Below are 16,529 nucleotides of genomic sequence, written 5' to 3' on the forward strand. Positions count from 1 at the left end.
AAGTGGAGTCAGAACTCACCGACATCAACTGCCCACCGACATCACTGGAGTCAGAACCCACCCACAACTGGCCTCAAGACTCACCTACAAAGCCATGCCACTGACAACGGAGTTGGTTGTTACGGAGGGACTGGTTGGCGGCGGCGCCTCTGCCGACGAGTAACCCGCCCCCTGAGGGCGCTGCTTGCCTTCGTGCTCTGTTGTGGTCGGCTGGGATCCAGTTCTGGGCGTTGCGTGAGGGGGATTGAACATGTTCTGCGGCCCTTGAGTGGGGGTGAACTGGAGGCGGGAGGTTGGGCGGGTGCTATCCCGGGTCCAGGACATGACTCCTAATATCTCTGACAAGAGTGTCTGAATTGCACAGTGTCGGCCGTTGGTCGGGGATGGCGTTTTGTCGGTACAGGGCTGGCGGGGTGTGTCCCGATAGGGTGCCTGCCGATTGGGCTGGCGCACGAGCGCCAGGATCCGCTCCTGACGCTGCTCTCGGCGGTTGACGCCGATCTGCGGTAACGCTTCAGGGGCACCGCGGCCATGACCTGCGGAGTGCCGAACTCCGCATCTCTACACCACTTCGTGGGACATGATCCGAGATACGCGCCGGCATCGACCAGGTGCTGCTCGAACTCGCCTGCTCCATCACCTGCTTGAGGTAACTATGCACCGCATTCTGAAGTAATCAGTAAGCTCGTGATACTGCTGATCGGTTCGCGTTTGTGGAGGTCGGATGCGGGACCTGCTCTACTTTTCACAAGAGAAACTCCGACATTTCCATGGCGGCCCGGAGGGCTTCCTCGGGGGCCGCTCCCTCGAGGTCGAGACGACGGTGTTCGGTGTCGGCGGCCGCCTGGCGGTCGGCGAGTCCGGCTCGGCTGGCGCCGGAGAGTCCCAGAGTCCGGATCTGGAAACGGCCATCGCTTACCTCGAGAAGACATGCACGGCGCACACGGCGGTTCCGGCCTCGTGTCGTTCCGTCGGAGTGTATGAGTGGGTGGAGTTCTCGGGCCCATTCCACCGAGGACCCCGCGTCCGGGACTGGGGCCTGCACGACAAGGGTGTGTACACCTTCACCTCGCACGAGGATCCATTGCTGTGCCCCCAGCTCACAGGAGAACGCGAATGTTCGGGTGTCGAGGTGCTGCTGTGCGGTTCCGCGCAGCACGTCGTCGGAGAGGACGATCAACCCCGTACCCGGATGGGATCCGGGTCGGACTGGCTGCACGATATGGCTGCCGAGTTGGTGGCCTTGGAGGAGCGCGGCGAGACGACTCTCCCCGAGTCTCTCGCGCGCACTCCGCGTGGGATGCAGGAGTACGCGGCCAGAGCGGCTCACGACATGATGGTCTCTTGGCGGCAGGGGCCCGTCCACGTGCATGGCCACGCCCGAGTTCTGTGTAACTTCGAAGCCGTGGACGGGCAGCACCGACTGATGGTGGCGAGCCCGCTGTACGTCGAGACCGCTCCGCCTCCGCGGGAGGGGGCCCTGGTGCCGCAGCCCGAACGGCGCCGATGGCCCTGGAAGTTCCGGGTTTACCCGCCGGCGCGTTGACCCGGGGCACCCTGTGCGGACTGAACCGGAGGCCGTGCGTGGCAGGAACCGGCCAGGTAGGAGTGATGCCTGAGCCCGGATCCACCGGCTTGATGCCGGTGGATGGTTCACCCAGAAACGAAGAAGTGCCTTGCGACCTGCGATGATGGGGTTTTTCTAGGACCACATCAGGCACGATCGACAAGGCACTTCCGAGATGCAATCTTCCCATGCCGCGGCGGCGGTCTCATCCGCGTTCGATGATCCGAACCTGATCGCGTACGGCGGGCTGGAGCCGGTGGTGCGGCTGGCCGAGCGGTGCGGTCTGCCCGCGCCGGTCGGGGAGACGGACCCTGGTACGGCTGAAGGGGTTGGACTATCTGTTGTGTGCTTCGAGCTCGGTCGCCAGCGTCTGTTGGGTGGCCGCCCACGACGCCAGGAGCGCCAAATTGTCGGCGGTCGGTGTGCCCGCGGGTGCGGTGTAGATGTTGAGGTGCAGGCTGGGTTCGGCGGGCAGTTCCAGGGATTCGACGTCCAAGTCGAGCTGGCCCACGATCGGATGGTGCATACGCTTGCGGCCGGACCGGTGCAGCCGCACGTCCTGAGATGCCCACCGCTGCCGGAATAGCTCACTGCACGTTGACAGTTCGCCGACTAGGGCGATCAGTTCCTCGTCGTGCGGATTGCGGCCGGCTGCCATGCGCAGCTTCGCGGCCGCGTCACCGGCAACCTGGTCGTAGTCGACAAAGAGATCTCTGGCCGCCTCGGGGTTCAGATAGACGAACCGCGCTGTGTTCGCGGGCCGTCGCGGGTCGGCCAGCACCGGTGAATACAGCGCGCGAGCGAGTTGATTCATGGCGAGCACGTCATAACGGCCGTTACCGATCCAGGCCGGCGCATCGGAGATCGCGTCGAGCACCTGCTGCAGCGTCGAGCGCACCGCCACGGCAGGCTTGCGCCGGCGTGGGCTGCGGGGCGCCCTGGATTGGCGCGCGAGGTGGAGCAGGTGGTCGCGCTCGGCCTCGTCGAGCTGCAAGGCAGAGGCCAACCCGTCGAGCACGCCGTCGGAGGCACCGGCGAGGCTGCCGCGCTCCATGCGCACGTAGTAGTCGACCGATACCCCCGCCAGGAGCGCTACCTCCTCGCGGCGCAGACCTTTGACCCGGCGGTTGCCGCCGTAAGCGGGCAGGCCCGCCTGCTCGGGTGCGATGCGGGCGCGACGTGAGCTGAGAAACTCCCGGATCTCGGTGCGTAGATCCATCGCGGTTATCTCCTCACCGTAAGCCCGTCCCGCAGCCTAATGGATACCCGTTGCGGTCGTTGCGGTGCCGCCGTCCACCGGGATGATGGCGCCCGTGAGGTAGGACCCAGCCCGGCTGGCGAGAAACACGGCGGCACCCGCCATGTCGTCGTCGCGGCCGATCCGGCGCAGTGGGGCCGCCGCCGCGATCGTGTCGCCGATGGCATCGAGAGTGGTCGCCATCATCTGCGACGGGAACACTCCCGGTGCTACCGCGTTCACCGTGATGTGCTGTGGGCCCAGCTCTCTGGCAAGTACCCTGGTGAGCTGATGGAGTGCCGCTTTGCTGCTGGCGTACGAGTAGTTGGGCGACGGGGCGACGTGGATGGCGGCGATGCTGCCGATGTTGATGATCCGTGCGGGATCATCGGCGGTACCCGCCTTACGAAGTGCCGGGAGCAGTGCCTGCACCAGCCAGAACGGCGACTTGAGGTTGAGGTCGAGCACTGCATCCCAGGCCTCGTCCGGGAACGTCTCCAGCGGCTCGCGCCACATCGCTCCCGCGTTGTTGACAAGGATGTCCAGGCGTTCCGAGTCGGCTTGGACAAGATCAGCGAGGCGCTGACACTCGTCGTGCCTGGACAGGTCGGCGGGGATTGCTCGCACGTCGCCGAATTCGGACAGTAGACGCTGTGCCTCCGCGCACGTGTCTGCGTTGCGTGAGCTGATGACGACGCGGGCGCCCGCCTGGAGAAGGCCGCGCGCTATCATCATCCCAATGCCTCTGGTGCCGCCAGTGACAAGGGCGTACTTTCCCCTCAGATCGAAAAGTTCTGTGTGAGTGGTGAACTGGTTCTCCGCCATTGGTATCCGTTCCTTCTGTCGTAAAAGAATGCGCCGACACGGTCGCGTATTCGGGGCAGCTGAATTGAATGATGATGGTAAAGCTGCAGTGCGTTTCCATGGAGTGTTGTCGGCGCTTTCGCCTCAACCAGGTTGACAGGCGTTTGGAACATCGGGGAGACCCTGGTGATACAGGTACTGTCAGAACCCCCCTTCCCTGGTGCGCTGAGTCCGGATCACCCCGGCCTTCCCATGCCGCGGCGGCGGTCTCATCCGCGTTCATTGAGCTTCTTCAGCGTTGCCGCTCCAGGGTGAGGACGGCTTTGGCGATTGACGTCATGCGGTTTGGGCTGCATCGGGATCTGCGGAAGATCTGCCAGGTCTTCAGGCGTGCGACGCCGCGCTCGACCGGTGCGCGTGCCGCGGCCAGCGCCCGGTTGAGGGTCTTCTCGGTGGGGGTGAGTTCCTGCAGGGGCCTGCGTTTGATGCCGGTGCTCACCCAGGGGCCGCCGCCCTGGTAGGCGAGGTCGGCCAGGATGGGGACGCCCCGGCGCTCGCAGATGCGGATGATCCGGTGGGTGCGGGCAGCGGCAAGGTCATGAGCCCGGCCTGGCAACGCGGGTGAGAGCCACAGCAGCCGGCCGTCCGGATCGGTGACCACCTGCACGTTCACCCCGTGTCGGCGGTGCTTGTGGGAGTAGTCGGTCCGTCCGTCGCCGACCCGGTTCGCACTCGGCGAGAGTGCCGTCCAGCAGGACGAAGTCCGCTTCGGCCTCGCGCAGGACCTTCAGCAGCCCCGGCGCACGGTCGGCGAGCAGGCCGATGACCGCGCTGGTGTAGGCGTGGGCGGTGGACTCGCTGATCCCGAACCCGGCAGCGATCTTCGCCAGGGTGGTGTGTTCGCGCAGGTACACCAGTGCCACCATCGCGCGTTGAGACGGGCGGAGCTTGCAGCGCCGGTCACCCTCACGGGTGACGATGAGCATGGTCACCCACTCGACCAGGGCATGGGGCAGGTCGAGTACGGCAGAACACGGAACCAACGCGGCTCCTGTGCCTGTGGGTCGAGACTCCGAACACCTCCCCCAACGGCGCGGGAGCCTCGTCCGTTGCGCACACCGCGAGCGTCGCCCGATCGGGGCCCGAACTGAAAATACTCACTAGCTCGATTTGTGTATGAGGGTCCGTCAGCTTGCTGGTGGGCCCTTTGCCCTCGTTCCGCGCGGACCAGTCCGAAGCTGACCGCACCCGGCCACAGGGTGCGGGGCACCGCGCACCTTCCGCGAAGCGCCCCGAAACCACGCCGGCGCCCACGGGGTCATCGGGGAACGTCCGAGATCAGCGCAAGGCGGTGGGGGCGAGCTGGATTGTCTGTGGCTGTTGCATCCGGAGGCGTATCGGCTTGGGCTTGACGGACGCTTCCACTGATTCGACGGGGTGAGGCCCGGTGCGTGGTGGCCGGGGCGGGCGGGTGAGGCGGCGGACCATGAGGGTGATGAAGGTCCAGGTGATGTGGGTCTCGCTGTGGGAGATGAGCCGCTCGTAGTCGCGGACGTTTCTGCGGGCTCTCATGATCCACGAGATCGCTCGCTCAACACGCCATCTCTTCGCCAGGACGGCGAAGCCGTCCTGGTCTTTGCGCCGTGGCACCGTCTTGAGGGTGATCCCGAGGAAGGAGTGGGACCAGTCCACGAGGGTCCCGCCGTAGGCGGAGTCCGCCCAGGCGACGGCGAGTTCGGCATGAGTCAGCCGCAGCCGGAACAGCTGGTCACGGGCGGGGATACTGGCGTGCGGCGAAGCCTTGGTGACCATGACGGCCAGAGCCATGCCGCGCATGTCCACCGCCAGGTGCCGCATCAGGGGATCAGACACAGGCACTGACCCGAGCCACAACGGTAGCGTCGGGCTTGCCCAGGACCGCTTGGGCAAGCCCGCGTTGTCAGTGGCGGCTGTAAGGCTGGACGGCATGGACAGCGATGACGAGCAGCTGCTGCGCGGCCGGGTCTACGGTCACGACGCAGACGACCCTCACCCAGGTCCCCGCCCCGGCCGCGCCTACGCCGAACTGGTCGGCGGGCCGCTGGACGGACTGCTGCTCGACAGCACCGGCTGGAGGCAGGACGAGATCGATACCGGTGTCTCCCTCCAGACCGAGCTGTGGCACTTCGGCCCCGGTGGGAGGGCGTTGTACGACCCGCGCCCCGGCGACCCGGCCCGCTGGGACTGGGGCGGCGACAGTCCCTGAAAGGCGCGGACCGGCTACGGCCTGCTGCGTTGGTGGGCGGGCTGGTAGCAGAGCAGTCAGACGGTCACACTGCGACCTACCGGCAGAAGGATTGCGCGCGTCTCGGGGGATCATGGCTGAACAGGCAGACCGGCATGGACATCCCGTCCCCTTTGATCTTCGGGACATCCCCGATGAAGTGCGCGCCATTGCGGGGGAGTGCGAACGACTGTGGGAGCGGGCTTTGCACAGTGCTCACCATCAGTTCGCAGCTTCCATGATCTGGCGCAGCACACATCGCTGGCTGTCGGTGCTGGCGGCCGCGGTGGGTGCTACGACCGGCGTGTCGGCCGTAGCCGATCTCATCGGTGCGCGCATAGCCGGTGTGGGCGCCCTTTTGGCCGCGGTCATCGGAGGGGCGACGAGCCTGCTGGCCCCGGACCAGGACGCGGCGCAGTGCACCGTGTCCGGCAACGCCTACGTCGAAGTGCGGGACGGCAGCCAGCAGATGCTGTGCGTTGACCTAGCCACGTTGGAGTACGACACGGCACGCCAGCGCCTTGAGGAACTGACCACGAGCCTGCACGCCGCGAACCGGGCCGCTGAGCCGACATCGTTCTTGGCGAGGCGGTACGCGCGCCGGGCTCTCAGGGGGCGAGATGTGAGCCTTTACCCGGTTCGTCGTTGAGTTTGGATGAGGCGCAGTGGTCAGTGGTTCGGGGTGTGGTCGACACCAGGTGCCGGGCGATGGGACTCAGCGGGCGGGAGCCGGCTCGGACGACGGCCGCCATTCCCGCCTGAGCAGCCCGTAGACCCACGAGTCAGAGACCTCGCCGTTGACGACGCAGTCTTCTCGCAATGTCCCTTCACGCAGGAAGCCGAGCTTCTCCAGCACGCGGGCAGATGCCACGTTGCGCGTATCGGCCTCAGCCTGGACGCGATTCAGGTCCAGCGTGTCGAATGCCCACCGCAGCAAAGCGCGCGCCGCCTCGGTCGCATAACCGTGGCCCCACGCTGCATCGTCGAAGCAGTAGCCCAGCGACGCGCTGCGGAAGTCCGGATTCCACCTGTTCAGGGTGCACCAGCCGATGAACGCCCCGTCGGAGACACGATCCACGGCCAGCCGCGCCCCGGTGCCTTCCTTTTCCATCTCTCGGCAACGGGTGATGAACTTCTCGGCGCGCGCGCGTTCGGTCCACGGTGGATCGTCCCAGTAGCGCAACACGTAGGCGTTGCTCTGCAGCGCGAACAGGTCGTTCGCGTCCGCGTCTTCGAAGGCACGCAGTCGAAGGCGAGCAGTGTGCAACGAGGGGGCGGGCAGCGACATACTCATGTTCCATCCCGTGATCGGTGGCCGATCAATCAGACATCCGATACGGCTCACTCGCAACGGGTTTCCTCGGCGGGCCGGCAGAACGACGTGAGGGGGCCGGTGGTGGGTGGTTTGCCGGGCGGTTACGGTCGCGGCCTGGTGAACAGTCCCGGCTCGGTCTCATCGAGGATTCCGCGCCCGGTCAGGCGCTTCAGTTTGATGCGGACGTTGTTGATGTTGTTCGGCACGAGGTCCAGGTCCATCGCCTCGCACACGTTCCTCGCCCGTAGCGGAGCGTCGGCTTCGGCGAACACGGCCATGATCTGCTGGTAGGCGGGGCCGCCGGGCAGGGCCGGAGTGGGTGTGGCCGGTGCCGAGGGCGTTTCGTCGGGCAGTTCCAGGAGCGTCTTGCGGGTGATCGTGATGTGCTCGGCGGCCTGGGCGAGTCGGTCCAGCAGCGCGGTCAGCTGCGCGGTCAGCTGCGCGGTCAGCTGCGCGATCTGCTCGTGAGCGGCCTCCGCTTCCACAGCGATCTGCCGCTCGCGGACCTCCAGACGTGCCAGCAGGGCACGGAGGGTCTGCTGTGGGTCGGCGCTCATGCGCCGCGCCAGGACGGGGTGGAGGTGCCGGTCAGTCGACGGGTCATCACATCGCTTATCGCCCAGTACACCCGGGACTCGGAGCTGGCCGGGCGGTGTTCGTAGTCGCGGACCAGCCTGCGGTGCAGCATCAAGATCCCGTTGGTCTGCTCGACTCTCCAGCGGATCGGCTGCGGGACGAAGCCGTGGTCGGCCGGGTTGCGCTCGACGACCTCCACCGCGATGCCCAGGCCGGCGCCGTGGTCGGCCACGGTCTTCTTGAACCCCTGGTCCACCAGCGCCTTCGTCACCGTGGAGGTCCCCGCGGCGACCTTGTCCAGCAACGCGGTACCGAAGGCGTTGTCGTGCACGGAAGCGGCCAGCACCACCACGGCGATCACCAGGCCCAGCACGTCAACGGCCAGCCCCCCGCTTGCGACCCGCCACCTTCTTGGCCGCGTCCCGCCCGGTCGTGGCCGCGGGTACGCACGCGGCGGCATGCAGACTCTGGGTGTCGAGCACCACCAGGCTCGGGTCGGCTAATCGTCCCCGGCAGTCTCATCTGCTCTGCCTTCGCCGCCTGCTCATCTCATTCTGAAACGATCAGTAAGCCAGGAGGATCAGTGACGGGCGTGATAACCGTCCCACTTCCTCTCCAGCGGCTCGTACACCAACCGGTCGCCGTTAATACTTCGTATCCCTCGCGAACCCGGACACGAACGGCAGTCTCCCACCGGGGGACAGCACGCCGTCCCCCGGTGGACCCCAAGACCAGCCCCGGAGCCGACCCCCGAAGGACTTTCGGAGCCGACACTTTAGGCTGCGGGCGTGAACTACAGCGAACTTGAGGCGGACATTCTCCGGCTGATCGTCGAAGCCACCGAGGGCAGTGTTCGTGCCTTCGGAGAGGAGACGGTCACCCGTCTGGTGCAGCCGGAGCTGCTGCGCGGTGCGGCCGAGGACGAACTCACCGAAGAGGCCCGGGCGGCACTGACCACCGCCTGCGCGAACGTCCTGACGATCAGCGCCGCCGAGCTGCACGACGAGCTTGCGACGATCTATGAAGGCATCCTGGTCGATGACGGTCTGGACACCGGAGTCCTCACTGCCATCAGCGCGTTGGCGCACTGGAAGAGCTACTTGGAGCAGAACCGGCGCGGCGAGCTCTACGAACTCGCCATCCGTTCCATCGAGGACGTCGACCACGAGGTGTCCGCCGATCTCGACGATTTCCTCGCCACGCCGGAGATGGCGGCCGAGTACGAGCGCATCCGCCAGCTGCTGGACCCCGGCGCGAAGTAGGGGCGCCGGCCCACGGTGTGCGGTCCAAGTATCTAGCCCGTGATCTTCCCGACCCGCAGCACCGAGGCGTCGAACCCGGGATCATCCAGCTCCAGGCCGAGCGCGTATTTCAGGTCCATGCCGTACCGCACCCGATGCGCTGCCGCCCGGTGGCGGCAAGTCCAGTCTGTTGCGTCACTGCGTGGAGGAGCTGATCACCGACCGAAGCGGCGGTGAGGGTGGTGTTCCCATCCTCGTGTCTGCTGTGGATTTGGCCGCAGAGCTCACAACGGCTAACACAATGAGCTGAGTTGTCGGTGGGTGATGAGGCAGCAGGCGAGTTTGAGGAACGCTTCGTGGATGTCGGCTCTGTGTTCCCAGCGGATGCGTAGGCGGCGGAAGCCGTGGAGCCAGGCGAAGGTTCGCTCGACCACCCAACGGTAGGTGCCCAGTCCGGTGCCGTGTCGGGTGCCGCGTCTGGCGATGGCGGGCACGATGCCGCGGTGGCGGACCTGGCCGCGGTAGATGTCGTAGCCGCGGTCGGCGAAGAGGGAGTCGGGTCTGCGGCGGGGACGTCCGACCCGGCCGCGGACCGGGGGGATCGCGTCGAGGAAGGGGCAGCAGCTGGGTGACGTCATTGCGGTTGCCGCCGGTCAGCAGGACCGCGAGCGGGGTGCCGTGCCCGTCGGTGATCGGGTGGTGTTTCGAGCCGGCCTGGCCCCGGTCGACCGGCGAGGGGCCCGTGTGGATCCCCCTTGGGAGGAGTCGACCACGCAGCGGGACCAGTCCAAACGCGCAGCCGCGTTGAGTTCGGCGAGCAGTACCTCGTGCAGCCGTTGCCAGACGCCGGCCTCGTTCCAGTCCCTCAGCCGTCGCCAGCACGTCATGCCCGAGCCGAACCCCAACTCCTGCGGCAGGTACTCCCACTGGATGCCGGTGTGCAGCACGTACAGGATCCCGCAGAGCACCTCCCGGTCCGGCAACGGCCTGCGGCCCGGACAACGGAACCTGCGCTCGCGCTGCGGCAGCAGCGGCTCCAGGCGGTCCCACAGCTGATCCGGCACGATCCACGGAGATGTACCCACACCGAGCCGAACGCTCAACTCCCGCCCCGGACACGGCCATCAGCGCCGATCCACCTCTTTGTGTCAGCCGTTGTAAGAGGTGTTCCGTAATCGGGCAAATGAACCAAAGGGTCGGCGTTCCGATTGAGCCCTGGCTACTACTGCGTCGGCGACGTTTGACTTGCTGCAGCGGCTTGGCTGCAGGTTCGAGTCCTCGGGTGGCACCGAGAGCATCTGTACGGCCTCGGATGGGTCGTGAGCTGATTCTTTCTGGGATGGTCGCCGTTCCTCAACAGCGTCGTCGGCGTAGGGGTGGTTCCCGGTGAGCGCCCGGGACACGGCAGCGCGCAGCGAGTGCCCGGGCGTTTCGGATGCACTGTCGGTGACCGTCGGCAGCGGTGCCGGGTTGGAGGTGTGGGTGCGGCTGGTTGTGCGTTAGTGGTGGCGTCGGTGGTCGCGTATGCCTTGTATGTACACCAGCGGGCGTTTGCCTTGCAGGGTGGGGCGGATGCAGTGAGTGCGACGTTGTGGCCGTTGTCGGTGGATGGGTTGTTGTTGCTGGCGACGGTTGGGCTGCTGAACTCGTCCCGGAGCGCGGGGGGTCGGGCGCGGGCTGTGGTGTGGTTGGCATTCCTGCTTGGGATTGCGGTGCCGTTGGCGGCGAATGTGGCGGCTGCGCCTGCGGTGGAGTTGCTTGCGCATCGTCTCGGTGGTGGAGAGCGCGCTGACATGCTCGGGCTGATCGTTGTGGACACCGTGGCCGACTCCGCCCCGCGGGTGCGCTGTGCCGTACGCTCCGGTGATCCGCAAAGCGACTCTGGTGAACAGAGCCAAGGACGAGAGGGCGTGTGGGGCCGTGGCATCTACGCCGGCAACAGCGTCGCTGCGTGATGTCGTCGAGACGCTCGGGACCACTTTGTTGCAGGTGATTCATGCACCGCAGGGGTTGGACATCGGGGTTTCCGGTGTGGCAATCCAGGACCCGACCGAGGGTGTTGCTGCGGTGGATGGGGACATCCTCCTTGGCGTGGGCGCGGCGAGTGATGAGCAGGTCCTGGCTCTTCTCGATGCTGCTGGGCGGCAGGGCGCCGCAGCGGTCGTGGTCAAGCACACGGTTACGTCGATGCCGGTGGCGAATGCTTCGATCGCATTGCTGAGCTTGGAGCGGTCGGCCTCCTGGACTCAGGTGATGAGTCTGATTCGGTCTTTTCTTGAGTCTCATGAAGTTGACCGCCTGATGGGGGAGCCGGCGGCGGAAGAGGATCTGTTCGCGACGGCGAACGCGGTGGCCGGTCTCATCGATGCTCCGGTGGTGATCGAGGACCGGGCTGCCCGAGTGCTGGCTTACTCCTCGGGGCAGGAGCGCGCGGACGAGGTGCGCAAGGCCACGATCCTGGCGCGTCGGGACCCGGCGGAGTACATCCGCCTGCACCGTGAGCGAAATGTCTTCGAAGAGCTCTACGCCAGTGATGAGCCGTTGGTGCTGGAGCCCATGGGCGAGGAGCGGATGCCTCGCGTCGCTGTCGCGTTGCGCGCAGGCGACGAGATCGTGGGGTCCATGTGGGCAGCGACCCCACGGCCGTTGAGCGAGGTGCAGATGCAAGCCTATGCCGGGGCGGCCGCCACTGTGGCGCTGCACGTGCTGCGCGCGAGAGCCATTGAGGACGTCACGTCGCGGATGCGCACAGACCTGCTGGGCCAGGTCCTGACGGGCGGCACAGGGAGTCGTGAGGCAGCGGGGCGTTTGGGGCTGCCTCAGCAGGCGTACCGGTTGGTGGCGGTCGGCCACTCGGCTGAGCCTGCGCCCTCTGCTGAGATCGAAGACCTGGTCGCCACCCTGCGGCTGTATCTGTCGGCGGTCCGGGGCCGGTGTGTGGTCAGGCGCATAGGTGAAGGGGTGTACGCGGCGGTCCCGGTGTCCGGGAGGGTGGAGAGGGTGGATGAGCAGGCCGCTTTGCAGCGGACGTTGACGGATTTCGTGCGCGGTCGGCCCGCGTCGAGGCCGGCCGTCTACGGTGCGGTGGGCCGGGAGGCCCGGTCGGTCACCGAGCTGCGGGCATCGCGTTCGGACTGTGACCAGGTCCTGCGGGTGTTGAGGGCGGGACTGGCCGAGGGGCCCGTGGCGGCGAGAGAGGACGTACAGATGGCTGCGCTGTTGTTGCGCATGTCCGACACACAGGCCCTGGGGGAAGACCAACTCTCCGGGCCTGCGGTCCAGTTGCTGGAGTACGACCGCAAGCACGGCACCGATCTGGTGGGCACGTTGGAGACGCATTTCGCAGTGCTGGGCGATGTGGCTTCGGCGGCGGAGCGCCTTCAGGTGCATCCGAACACGTTCCGCTACCGGCTGCGCCGCGTGACAGCGATCAGCGGGCTTGATCCGTTCGACGCGGAGGCTCTGATGACTGCTGTGCTGGAGTTGCGGCTGCAGCGCCTTGGACGGAAGGGTTCCCCTGACGCGGGGCATGGACGCGGAGGAGACCGGGACTGACCGGTCCTCGGGTGACGACTACGGGCATCCAGCGGTCGTAGAGTTCGCCGGCGACCAGAGCGCCCAGCGCGAGGATGAGGTCGGGGGATTCGAGCAGGATCGCTGCGGGAGCGGCCTTGCTGCGGATGAGTTCGGCGAGGACGGACGACGAGGAGCTGGAGCCTTTCCCGCTGGTCATCGCTACGACGCGACCGGTCAGCCGGGTCCCGTACTGGGGGTGGCGGTGTTCCACGATGTAGCCGTCGCTGTCGACACCTCCCCAGAAAGAGATGGGGGCGTCGAGTACGAGCAGTTCGCCGGTCGCTGTGCCGGGACTCAGGACGCGGTCATGCCCAGAGACGGTCATCGCGGCGCACCTCTCCTTCACGTGCGGAGGCGACGCATTCGGCGAGTGAGCCGAGGGTGACGTCCACCCCGAGATTGGCCGGCGCGTACCAGGCCCACTTGCCGGAGTTCGTCATGACGTGCCGGGCATCGGGATCGAGGACGGGTGTCACGTAGGTGCAGGTGTCGGTGACCACCGTGGCCCCTGCCGCTTCGACGAGCTGCGCGTATCCGTGTTCGCGGGCCGCTTGGAGTACGGAGCGGCTGGTGGCGACGTAGACCCGGGTGCGGGAGAAGTGGGTGCCGTCGGTGAGGAGGGCGGCGAGCTGGGCGAACTCGGTGAGGGAGAAGTGCGGGGTGCCCAGGCACACCGCGTCCAGCCGTGGGTGTCGGGCGGTGGTGAGGGTGTCGCGGACGGCACGCAGCATGTCGGTGGTGACCAGGTGCGTTTCCTGGTCGGTCGCTCCTCCCAGGGCCTGGCTCAGGGTGGGGGCTTCGGGGGTGATGCCGACGGCGTGGAAGAGGGCTACGCCGCCGGCGGAGGCGGCTGCGGCGCCGAAGGCTTTGAGCTGGTCCTCGGTGGTGGTGTCGGGAAGGCCGAGCAGAGCGGGCACGGTGGTGCCGGCCAGGCGTCCGACGACGACGCCCAGGGCGCCCCATGCGGAGTCGTCCTCCAGGAGCCGCCGTGGCAGGGGGCGGCAGTCCAGCACGATGCGCGCACGGCGGTGGGCGTCGAGGTGGAGTCCTGCTGCGGGTACGCGGCCGGTGACCGCGGCGCAGATGTCGAGGAAGTCGCCGTAGCGGTCGGTGCGGGCTCCCAGAACGGAGTTGACGAAGGCGATGGCGTTGGATTCGGCCCAGGCCACGTGGGTTCCGGCCGCGGGACGGTGGTCGAGCTGGTAGGGCGCGCAGGTCCAGGTGGGGCGGCAGCCCAGCTGGGTGTAGGCGTCCATGAGGCGTCGAGCCCCTTGTCGGTCGTCGGGGGCGGGGCGGGCGAGTCCGGGATGCAGGAGGTCCAGCGAGCCCACGTTCAAGGTGGCGGGCACGACCGTCGTCGCGCCGAGTTCGACCAGCTTCTCGGCGAAGTCGAGACCGGCTCGGCCGTGGTAGAGGCAACTGTCGATATGGGCGGAGTCGATGGGCAGAAGGGTGCGCGCGTCGGCTGCGCGGGCAGCTCCCACCACGATGCGCATGGCCATGGCGACGGCCGGGCCGGCCTCGCCCCGCGCCATGGCACGTTCCTCGTCGGAGAGAATCAGTGTGTGGTCAGTCATCGGCGGGCCCGGAGTCGGTGCTGTCGTGGACGTGGGCGGCGACCACAAGGTCCTGCCAGGACATGCCCACCGACTTGAAGAACCGGGGGCCACCGGCGGGAGGCTGTGGCATCCGGACCAGATCGGCGAGGGCGATCAGGCGGTCGGAGTCCAGGAGGCGCCGGCGTGCGGGGATGGCGATGTCGCCTGCTTCGCGCAGTGCGGTCGCCGTGTCCTCGACGACCACGAGGGAGCGGGCGATGGTGGTGTCGTCGGTCTCGCGCCGGTCGGGGCTGTGGGAACCCATGGAGACAACCGTCGCGTGGTCGGCGAGCTCTGCACCGTCGAACAGAGGCTGGGACGCCGAGGTGCAGCACGCGACCATGTCGGCATGACGCAGTGCGTCCTGCGTTGCGGCCGCAGCGGGCAGGCCCAGGGAGCGACAGCGGTCGACGAACTGCTGGACGCCTTCGGGACGGCGGCCGATGACGTCAATGTGCTCCACAGCCCGGATGCTGTGGATGGCTTCGGCGTGCGCGAGGGCCTGGGGGCCTGTGCCGTACAGCGTCAGCCGGCGGGCGTCGGGGACGGCCAGGTGATCGACCGCGAGCGCCGAGACGGCTGCGGTGCGGGTCAGAGTGAGCTGCTCGCCGTCCAGCAGCGCGACCGGCCGCAGCGTGTCGGCCGCGAGCAGGACGTACAGACCGGTGATGCGCGGCAGGCCGCGGTCCGGGTTGCCCGGCGCTACGCCGGCGATCTTCACACCCGCGTAGCGGCCGTACTCGGCAGGCATGAGCAGCAGATGCCCCGCACTGACAGAAGTGTGAGTCCGGGCAGGGTTTTTGCTCGGGTCCAGTCCCTCCCGCAGGGCGCGGCGCAGGGCGTCGATGGCCGCGCGGGGCGGACAAGCGGCTCGTATGTCGGAGGCACCCCAGGTGGGCAGTCCGATTCCGGTCAAGGTCATGGCTCCAGTGCATCGGACGCACTGGTGCAGCACATTGTCCGATTGGACAGTGATTGATTTCTGATCGCTGTCGGAATGGGCAATACGTCTCCTCAGGGTGTCTGCCACCTTGACTTCATGTACGTCGACTCGTCGCCTCCGCAGCGTCGAGAACCTGCGTTCCTGGCCTGCGGCCGGGTCGGGTATGACGGTCCGCAACCGCAAGGAGCTCGGCTCGCAGAGTGGCCGCCCGCCGAAGTTCGACGAGGACGACTACCAAGCGCGCCACGCCGTGGAACGCGGGATCAACCGGCTGGAACGACACCGGCCGTGGTCATGAGATGCGACAAGTTGGCCGTGCGCTACGAAGCGGCCGTGCTGGTCGCGGCCCTCCATGAGTGGCTGTGACCAGCACGGCCGCAACGCTTCCTAGACCAACTGCACCCTGCGGTCCAGAACGGCCGAATGAATCCCGACGGACGTCTCCCGCATGTAGGCCGTCCGCAGTTCGTGCGCTTTCCGGTATTCCTCGGTCGCGAGGGCCTCGCGCATCTCCTGCTCCGACTCGAAGCCGATCCGCACGATCGCGTCGATCGGCTCCTCCTCCCTGTCCGTCGCGAGATCGGTCAGGTAGTACTGGACGTACTCCTTGACCTGGGGAAGCGCCACATAGGTCGGTCCGTACTCCAGTTCCATGAACCGGCGGAAGTCCTCCGTGGAGATCTCGGGACGCTTCCTGATCACCGTCATCAGCCTCAGCATGTCGCCATCACCTTCCTGAACACCTGTTCATTGCAAGTTACCATGAACAGGTGTTCAATGAATCAGTGACCAAGGCAGACAACCGCGACCTGCGCTCCGAACTCGTGGCCGCCGCAATCGGCATGCTGGCGGAGCCCCAGGCGGTGGCCGTTCCGTCGCTGCGCTCGATCGCCCGGGCCTGCGGGGTGGCCCCCTCGGCCGTGTACTGGCACTTCCCCTCCGAGGCGGACCTGCGCTCCGCGGTGCTCGACGCCGAATACGCCTCGCTGGTCGAAGCGGTCGAGTCGGCCCTCAATGCCACGGACGACGTTGACGATCACCTGGTCGTCGCCGGCGACGCCTACATCGCCTGGGGCGCGGCCCACCCGGGCGCGTACCAGCTCCTGTTCGAGAGCGGTGACGCACTGCCGGAGACCAGAGCCGCGCATGGCCCCCGACTCCAGGCGCGCATCGTCGAACTCGCGCGGCTCGTCGACCCGGACGCACCCTTCGCCTCCGCACTCCTGCTGTGGTCGGCATGGCACGGTGTCGTCTCCCTGCGGCTCCACAAGAAGGAGTGGGACTGGGGAATGACCGCGCAGGAAGCGAATCGCCGACTGATTCAAGCGTTGGTGACCAAAAGAATCAACGCGGACAGTCGCACTGTTCCGTAGGTGTTCGGCGCGTCGAGCAGGTCGCGTGTGCAGGTG

15 protein-coding genes and 4 pseudogenes are annotated in these 16,529 nt (G+C 67.1%); 7 read left to right on the forward strand and 12 right to left on the reverse strand.

Annotated features, from left to right (window positions below; all coding sequences use genetic code 11):
• Positions 1–724: 724 nt before the first annotated feature.
• Positions 725–1,546 (forward strand): SAVMC3_10250 family protein, encoded by an 822-nt coding sequence (locus ACWDR4_RS43735; RefSeq protein WP_450416977.1) that lies wholly within the window; start codon positions 725–727, stop codon positions 1,544–1,546.
• 355 nt (positions 1,547–1,901) lie between these two features.
• On the opposite strand, the gene ACWDR4_RS43740 is transcribed toward ACWDR4_RS43735, so the two are convergent.
• The 4 genes and pseudogenes from ACWDR4_RS43740 to ACWDR4_RS43755 form a co-directional block, all read right to left on the reverse strand.
• Positions 1,902–2,786, reverse strand: coding sequence for a helix-turn-helix transcriptional regulator (locus tag ACWDR4_RS43740; protein ID WP_450416978.1), 885 nt, complete (start codon positions 2,784–2,786; stop codon positions 1,902–1,904).
• A 36-nt stretch (positions 2,787–2,822) separates the two neighbouring features.
• Complete coding sequence (locus ACWDR4_RS43745; RefSeq protein WP_450416980.1) at positions 2,823–3,629, reverse strand: SDR family oxidoreductase; 807 nt, start codon at positions 3,627–3,629, stop codon at positions 2,823–2,825.
• A gap of 271 nt (positions 3,630–3,900) precedes the next feature.
• A pseudogene (locus ACWDR4_RS43750) lies at positions 3,901–4,651 on the reverse strand (transposase family protein).
• Positions 4,652–4,946: 295 nt separating this feature from the next.
• Positions 4,947–5,480, reverse strand: a complete 534-nt coding sequence (locus ACWDR4_RS43755) for a transposase (RefSeq protein ID WP_450416981.1) — start codon at positions 5,478–5,480, stop codon at positions 4,947–4,949.
• Positions 5,481–5,574: 94 nt separating this feature from the next.
• Here ACWDR4_RS43755 and ACWDR4_RS43760 point away from each other — a divergent pair, with 94 nt between their 5' ends.
• Positions 5,575–5,853, forward strand: coding sequence for a hypothetical protein (locus ACWDR4_RS43760; RefSeq protein WP_450416983.1), 279 nt, complete (start codon positions 5,575–5,577; stop codon positions 5,851–5,853).
• 112 nt (positions 5,854–5,965) lie between these two features.
• Entirely contained in the window at positions 5,966–6,520 is a 555-nt protein-coding gene (locus ACWDR4_RS43765; RefSeq protein WP_450416984.1) for an SLATT domain-containing protein, read from the forward strand.
• A 66-nt stretch (positions 6,521–6,586) separates the two neighbouring features.
• Here ACWDR4_RS43765 and ACWDR4_RS43770 read toward each other — a convergent pair whose 3' ends face one another.
• The 3 genes and pseudogenes from ACWDR4_RS43770 to ACWDR4_RS43780 all read right to left on the reverse strand — a co-directional run.
• Positions 6,587–7,159 carry a GNAT family N-acetyltransferase gene (locus tag ACWDR4_RS43770; RefSeq protein ID WP_381967129.1) on the reverse strand — a complete coding sequence of 191 codons (573 nt, stop codon included), beginning with the start codon at positions 7,157–7,159 and terminating at the stop codon, positions 6,587–6,589.
• A 128-nt stretch (positions 7,160–7,287) separates the two neighbouring features.
• A complete protein-coding gene (locus ACWDR4_RS43775) occupies positions 7,288–7,743 on the reverse strand; it encodes a hypothetical protein (RefSeq protein ID WP_450416986.1) in 456 nt (151 codons plus the stop codon).
• Positions 7,740–8,268: pseudogene (locus ACWDR4_RS43780) on the reverse strand (transposase); the annotation flags it as partial. The pseudogene ACWDR4_RS43780 and the gene ACWDR4_RS43775, both read right to left, overlap by 4 nt.
• Before the next feature lie 282 nt (positions 8,269–8,550).
• Here ACWDR4_RS43780 and ACWDR4_RS43785 point away from each other — a divergent pair.
• Complete coding sequence (locus ACWDR4_RS43785) at positions 8,551–9,024, forward strand: hypothetical protein (protein WP_450416988.1); 474 nt, start codon at positions 8,551–8,553, stop codon at positions 9,022–9,024.
• Positions 9,025–9,296: 272 nt separating this feature from the next.
• Here the strand turns inward: ACWDR4_RS43785 and ACWDR4_RS43790 are convergent.
• Positions 9,297–10,088: pseudogene (locus ACWDR4_RS43790) on the reverse strand (IS5 family transposase).
• A 429-nt stretch (positions 10,089–10,517) separates the two neighbouring features.
• On the opposite strand from ACWDR4_RS43790, the gene ACWDR4_RS43795 reads away from it, so the two are divergent.
• Both ACWDR4_RS43795 and ACWDR4_RS43800 read left to right on the forward strand, forming a co-directional pair.
• Positions 10,518–10,958: a DUF2637 domain-containing protein gene (locus ACWDR4_RS43795; RefSeq protein WP_450416990.1), complete on the forward strand. Its 441-nt coding sequence runs from the start codon at positions 10,518–10,520 to the stop codon at positions 10,956–10,958.
• Positions 10,924–12,558: a PucR family transcriptional regulator gene (locus ACWDR4_RS43800; RefSeq protein ID WP_450416992.1), complete on the forward strand. Its 1,635-nt coding sequence runs from the start codon at positions 10,924–10,926 to the stop codon at positions 12,556–12,558. The genes ACWDR4_RS43795 and ACWDR4_RS43800 overlap by 35 nt, the downstream gene beginning before the upstream one ends.
• A 58-nt stretch (positions 12,559–12,616) precedes the next feature.
• Here ACWDR4_RS43800 and ACWDR4_RS43805 read toward each other — a convergent pair.
• The 4 genes and pseudogenes from ACWDR4_RS43805 to ACWDR4_RS43820 all read right to left on the reverse strand — a co-directional run.
• Positions 12,617–12,904, reverse strand: a pseudogene (locus ACWDR4_RS43805) (aconitase X swivel domain-containing protein); the annotation flags it as partial.
• On the reverse strand, positions 12,885–14,156 hold the full coding sequence (locus ACWDR4_RS43810; RefSeq protein ID WP_450416993.1) for an aconitase X: 1,272 nt from the start codon (positions 14,154–14,156) through the stop codon (positions 12,885–12,887). The gene ACWDR4_RS43810 and the pseudogene ACWDR4_RS43805, both read right to left, overlap by 20 nt.
• Positions 14,149–15,099, reverse strand: a complete 951-nt coding sequence (locus ACWDR4_RS43815; RefSeq protein WP_450416994.1) for an ornithine cyclodeaminase family protein — start codon at positions 15,097–15,099, stop codon at positions 14,149–14,151. Before ACWDR4_RS43815 ends, ACWDR4_RS43810 begins: the two co-directional genes overlap by 8 nt.
• Before the next feature lie 408 nt (positions 15,100–15,507).
• Positions 15,508–15,840 (reverse strand): EthD domain-containing protein, encoded by a 333-nt coding sequence (locus ACWDR4_RS43820; protein WP_450416996.1) that lies wholly within the window; start codon positions 15,838–15,840, stop codon positions 15,508–15,510.
• Between the two features lie 65 nt (positions 15,841–15,905).
• Here ACWDR4_RS43820 and ACWDR4_RS43825 point away from each other — a divergent pair, with 65 nt between their 5' ends.
• On the forward strand, positions 15,906–16,493 hold the full coding sequence (locus ACWDR4_RS43825; RefSeq protein WP_450416998.1) for a TetR/AcrR family transcriptional regulator: 588 nt from the start codon (positions 15,906–15,908) through the stop codon (positions 16,491–16,493).
• Positions 16,494–16,529: the final 36 nt, after the last annotated feature.

This window comes from Streptomyces sp. NPDC000878 (assembly GCF_053599695.1).